Here is a 5,629-nt window from a genome sequence, read left to right on the forward strand (position 1 = left end):
CTGAACGCCTTCCAGATCGCCTTCGAAGGCCGGCTCACCCCGGCCGCCAACTGACCACTACAGAAACTGGATCAGCCGTCTACTGGACACTCCCGTCTGCGAGAAGAGGGCCCTCACAGAGCCGGCGCCGCCCAGGGTCGCAATCGCCGCCCTCATCATGGTGGCGCCCGGTTGGCAGGCCCTGATGCACAGCCTCAAGGACCGCCCAGGGCCGCGCGGGCGCTGAAGACTCCCCGTGACGCGTCAGCCGTCGAGATCGTCGGGCAGGAGCCGAAACGCGTCGTGTCGGGTCAGGGGGCGTACGACGCGGAAGTGTTTGTCCGTGGTGAGGATGGCATCGGTCCGGTAGGCCGCGGCGAGGGCGGCGTTCATGGCGTCCGTCAGACCCACCCCCTTGCCGCCGCCGAGATCCTGATAGGCCTGAGCCACGCTGACGGCCGTCCGGAAGTGGGGGCCGACATCGGGAATCTCAAATCGTTGGAGATCCGCCTGCTTGCCGATGAAGTCGAGGGCGATACCGGCCGCACGACTCCCGCTCTTCTCACTGATGAGGTAGTCCAGTTCGGCGAGGACGAGGGGCGAGATCACCAAGTGGCCGACGCGGGCGAGCGCGGCGACGTGCTCGGCGTGACGCGGATCCTTCTTCGCGAGGACGCGGTAGAGGCCATTGGTGTCGGCGATGGCGACCGGCACGTTAGTCATCGAGGCCGCCTCCCATGCCGCGCAGGGTGGCGCCGATCTCCTCGTCCGTGACGGCGGGCAGGTCGAGATCGGGGATGTCCAGGTCCCCCATGGGATCGGTGCGGAATTGATGGACAGGCTCGTCCAGACGCTCTATCGGGACGATGCCCATGATCGGCCGGCCGTTCCGGGTGACGATCAGGGTCGCCCCCGCTTCGACCTGCTCCGCGATCCTGCTGGGCTGGTTGAGCGCCCGGAGCGGTACGACTTCGGACTGACTCGGGTCTGCGGCCATGCTCCGAGCGTACCACGCCGTACCACGCCGTACCACGCAAGGAGGGGTGCCCTTCGACCGGCCGCTTTCGAGCGCCGTCCCGTGAATGACCGACGGGTGTCGGCCGGCATGCTCGTCCGCCGGGCGAGTCGGATGTACTAAGGACACCGTGCTGATCGTGGACGGCAGCCTGCTGTTCGAAAGCAACGGCAGCGGTGAACGACCGTCGCCGGGGCTCCCCCGAGCCCCGGCGACGAAGAACCGAGGAGACGCAGAACCGGAAACCCCCTACCGCATCAACACCCCCGCCCCCTCCACCAGTTCCTCCGAGGGCACCGTCACCAGGCCCAGTTCCGCGCCCGAGGCGAGCAGGGGGTGGGCGGGGAGGATGCGGACCGTGTAGCCGTAGGGGCCCGTGCGGTCGAGGGAGAGGGGGCCCTCGTAGAGCCAGTTGCCCTCCAGGTCGGGGCCGCCCACCGGTTTCAGGGGGACGGCCGTGCCGTCCGTGATGCGGTCCTCCGCGTCGACGCGGCCGGAGACGGCCTGGACCTCGACGTCGTCGGGGGTGAGGTCGCCCAGGCGCAGGCGGACCCGCAGGGCGAGGGTCGTGCCGAGTTCGGCGGTCGGGGTGGCCGCGGAGGTCTCGACGTGGTCGACGGTGACCGCGGGCCAGGCCGCGCGCACCTTCGCCTTCCAGGCGGCGAGGTCGCGGGCCGCGTCGGGGTCCAGGGTGCGGTGGGCCTGGGCGGCGGGGGTGTAGAGCCGTTCGACGTACTCGCGGACCATGCGGCCGGCCAGCACCTTGGGACCGAGGTGGGTGATGGTCTGGCGGACCATCTCGATCCAGCGGTCGGGCAGCCCGCCCGCGCCGCGCTCGTAGAAGCGCGGGGTGACGCGCTGCTCGAGCAGGTCGTAGAGCGCCGCCGCCTCGATGTCGTCGCGGTGGTCGGTGTCGGTGCCGGAGCCGTCGGCGGTGGGGATGGCCCAGCCGAAGTCGGGCCGGAACCACTCGTCCCACCAGCCGTCCAGGACGGAGAGGTTGAGGCAGCCGTTGAGGGCCGCCTTCATGCCGGACGTGCCGCAGGCCTCCAGCGGGCGCAGCGGGTTGTTCAGCCAGATGTCGCAGCCGGGGTACAGCTTCTGCGCCATGGCCATGCCGTAGTCGGGGAGGAAGACGATGCGGTGGCGCACGCGCGGGTCGTCGGCGAAGCGCACCAGTTCCTGGATGAGGCGTTTGCCTCCGTCGTCCGCCGGGTGCGCCTTGCCGGCCACGACGATCTGGACGGGCCGCTCGGGGTGCAGCAGCAGTTCCGTCAGCCGGTCGCGGTCCCGCAGCATCAGCGTGAGCCGCTTGTACGACGGGACGCGGCGGGCGAACCCGATGGTGAGGACGTCGGGGTCGAGCACGCCGTCGATCCAGCCCAGCTCGGCCGTGCCGGCGCCGCGCTGCCGCCAGGAGGCGCGGAGCCGGTCCCGTACCTCCGCGACGAGCTGTCCGCGCAGGTCACGGCGGAGATTCCAGATCTCCTCGTCGGCGATCTCCGCGACGGAGTCCCAGCGGTCGGAGCCGCCGACGCTCAGCGCGTCCTCCGCCCGCCGGTCGCCGATCTGCCGGGCGCCGAGGCGCAGCACCTCGGGCGCGACCCAGGTGGGGGCGTGCACGCCGTTGGTGACGGAGGTGATCGGCACGTCCTCCGGGTCGAAGCCGGGCCACAGGCCGGCGAACATCTCCCGGCTGACCTGGCCGTGCAGGAGGGAGACGCCGTTGGCGCGCTGGGCGAGGCGCAGGCCCATGACGGCCATGTTGAAGAGGTTCGGCTCGCCGCCCGGATAGGTCTCCCTGCCCAGGGCGAGGACGCGGCCGACGTCGATGCGCGGGAGTTCGGCGCCGGGGCCGAAGTGCCGGGCGACCAGTTCGCGGTCGAAGCGGTCGATGCCGGCCGGGACGGGGGTGTGCGTGGTGAAGACGGTTCCGGCCCGGACCGCCTCCAGGGCGGAGTCGAAGTCGAGGCCCCCGTCGCACAGTTCGGCGATCCGCTCCAGGCCGAGGAACCCGGCGTGCCCCTCGTTGGTGTGGAACACCTCGGGCGGGGCGTGCCCGGTCAGGCGGCAGTACGTGCGGACCGCGCGGACACCTCCTATGCCGAGCAGCATCTCCTGGAGCAGCCGGTGCTCGCTGCCGCCGCCGTAGAGCCGGTCGGTCACCCCGCGTTCGCCGGGGTCGTTGTCCTCGGTGTCGGAGTCGAGCATCAGCAGCGGCACCCGGCCGACCTGGGCCAGCCAGATCCTGGCGTGCAGCTGTTTTCCGCCGGGCAGGGCGAGCCAGACCTGGGCGGGGGTGCCGTCCTCCTCCTTGAGCTGGGTCACCGGCAGTTCGTTGGGGTCGAGGACGGGATAGTGCTCCTGCTGCCAGCCGTCGCGGGAGAGGGTCTGGCGGAAGTAGCCGTGCCGGTAGAGCAGCCCGACCCCGATGAGGGGGACGCCCAGGTCGCTGGCGGCCTTGAGGTGGTCGCCGGCGAGGATGCCGAGGCCGCCGGAGTACTGGGGCAGGGCGGCCGTGACGCCGAACTCCGGGGAGAAGTAGGCGATGGCGGCGGGCAGCCCGGCGGACTGCTGCTGGTACCAGCGGTCGCCGGTCAGGTAGGCGTGCAGATCGTCGGCGGCGGCGGTCAGCCGGCCCAGGAAGCGGTCGTCCCCGGCCAGTTCCTGGAGGCGTGCCGCGTCCACGGCTCCGAGCAGCCGTACGGGGTCGCCGCCCGAGGCCGCCCAGTGTTCGGGGTCGGCCTGCCGGAAGAGGTCACGGGTTTCCGCGTGCCATGACCAGCGCAGGTTGCGCGCGAGGTCACTGAGCGGCCGGAGGGGTTCGGGGAGAAGGGGTCGGACAGTGAATCGACGGATCGCCTTCACATTCCACCTCGGCGTGCGTGAGGAAGTGGCGCACGGCAGTGTGCGTCAACGTCTCTGACGACGGTACCGGCGTCGGTGCCGGACTTGCTGGAGGCAGCCGCCGCCGGACCCGTGCTTTCGGCCGCCGACGGATCTTTTCGCGCCACGCCGGACGACACCGGTCGGCCCCGGACGACGCCGGGGAGGCCCGACCGGCGCGCCCGGCCCCCGCTGCCGCCCTGACCGGCGCCCCGGAGCCCCCGAGTGCGCCCCTTTATGGCCGGTTCCACCCCCACGGGCCACCTTGTGACACTTCGCGCCGCACGAGAGGCTGCGGGGGTCGCACCCGGCACCGCCGCCACGCACCGAGTCGAGGAGGGGAACCCGGACCATGGCTCGGCCCTCGGCCCTCGGCCCTCGGCCTGTTCGCCCGGGGCGTCCGGAGTGTTCACCGGCGCGACGGGGCACACGAGCGACACGGGACGCGCGACCTGTTGCGGTACGGCGGCAGCGGCGCCGCCGTACGCCGCGACCGTGGTCGCGCCGTATCCGGTCGCGCCCCCGCGGGCGCCTCCGCGCCGCTGGGAAAAGGCCTGGCAGCGAGGGTCGTGAACAGCAAGGTGTCCGGCCGGGTTCCCGCTTCGCCGGACGAATTCCGGTGGGTGCCGCGCTCGCCGGAACCGCTCCACGGAAGAGGCAAAACTTCATGAATACATGCGCGCGACTAGTTAGCAACGTGCCGGATTGCTCACCCGAATAGGGTGGGAAGGCTCCTCCGGTACAGAACCCGTACGACCCTTACGACCCGTACGCCCGGAACACGCCGTACGACGGGAGCGCGCCGTGCGACGTGCCCGACCCCGGCACCCGGCTGCCGGACCGCGCTCCGGCGCGCCCGGTTCCCGGCACACTTCCGCACCGCCCGGCACCACCCAGCACGTATGTCGCAGGACCCACCTCCCCACATCCATCCGCCCACCCTCGTTGATGCGGACAGGAGCGGTCATGCCCGCCACGCACCACTCGTCAGCACCCCCGACACCCCCTCGCACCGCGGCACCAGCCCCCGTGCGACCCGCCGCCGCCGGACCGCCGGCCCCGGAGCGATCCTCCGCGGGTGACGGGACGGCCGTGGGGCGCATACCCGTCCTGGACGTCCGGCCGGTCGTCCAGCGCGGCCGCCGTCCCGCCAAGGCGGTCACCGGAGAGACCTTCCAGGTCTCGGCCACCGTGTTCCGCGAGGGCCACGACGCCGTCGCCGCCAACGTCGTGCTGCGCGGCCCCGACGGCCGCCCCGGCCCCTGGACGCCGATGCGCGAGCTGGCCCCCGGCACCGACCGCTGGGGCGCCGACGTCACCCCGGACGAGCCCGGCCACTGGACGTACACCGTGGAGGCCTGGGGCGACCCGGTCAGCACCTGGCGGCACCACGCGCGCATCAAGATCCCCGCGGGCATCGACACCGACCTGGTCCTGGAGGAGGGCGCCCGGCTGTACGAGCGCGCCGCCGCCGGGGTGCCCGAGGCGGACGCCGACGCCCGGGCGAAGCGGGACGTCCTGCTCGCCGCGGTCGGCGCCCTGCGCGACGAGGCCCGTCCGGCGGCCTCCCGGCTGGCTGCGGCGCTGGATCCCGAGGTGGACGTGGTCCTGGCCCGCCATCCGGTACGGGAGCTGGTCACCGAGTCCGAGACGCTGCCCCTGCTGGTGGAGCGGGAGCGGGCGTTGTACGGCTCCTGGTACGAGTTCTTCCCGCGTTCGGAGGGGACTCCGGAGTGTCCGCACGGTACG

The 5,629-nt window shown here is 72.4% G+C and carries 4 protein-coding genes; 1 reads left to right on the forward strand and 3 read right to left on the reverse strand.

The genetic code is table 11. From position 1 onward, the window contains the following. Positions 1-243: 243 nt before the first annotated feature. The 3 genes from ACH4N1_RS34910 to ACH4N1_RS34920 form a co-directional block, all read right to left on the reverse strand. Positions 244-702 carry a PIN domain-containing protein gene (locus tag ACH4N1_RS34910; protein WP_398104548.1) on the reverse strand — a complete coding sequence of 153 codons (459 nt, stop codon included), beginning with the start codon at positions 700-702 and terminating at the stop codon, positions 244-246. Further along, positions 695-976 (reverse strand): type II toxin-antitoxin system Phd/YefM family antitoxin, encoded by a 282-nt coding sequence (locus ACH4N1_RS34915; RefSeq protein ID WP_398104550.1) that lies wholly within the window; start codon positions 974-976, stop codon positions 695-697. The genes ACH4N1_RS34910 and ACH4N1_RS34915 overlap by 8 nt, the downstream gene beginning before the upstream one ends. 267 nt (positions 977-1,243) lie before the next feature. Beyond that, positions 1,244-3,862 (reverse strand): glycosyltransferase family 1 protein, encoded by a 2,619-nt coding sequence (locus ACH4N1_RS34920; protein WP_398104552.1) that lies wholly within the window; start codon positions 3,860-3,862, stop codon positions 1,244-1,246. 984 nt (positions 3,863-4,846) lie between these two features. Here ACH4N1_RS34920 and ACH4N1_RS34925 point away from each other — a divergent pair. Then, a partial coding sequence (locus tag ACH4N1_RS34925; protein WP_398104554.1) for a maltotransferase domain-containing protein occupies positions 4,847-5,629 on the forward strand: 783 nt, incomplete at its 3' end.

The sequence above is a fragment of the Streptomyces sp. NPDC017202 genome (assembly GCF_044331705.1).
Taxonomy (GTDB): domain Bacteria; phylum Actinomycetota; class Actinomycetes; order Streptomycetales; family Streptomycetaceae; genus Streptomyces.

What these genes read in the sequence shown, in the direction of transcription:
- ACH4N1_RS34910 (WP_398104548.1), bottom strand. Translation starts at nt 702, where the DNA reads ATGACTAACGTGCCGGTCGCCATCGCCGACACCAATGGCCTCTACCGC.
- ACH4N1_RS34915 (WP_398104550.1), bottom strand. Translation starts at nt 976, where the DNA reads ATGGCCGCAGACCCGAGTCAGTCCGAAGTCGTACCGCTCCGGGCGCTC.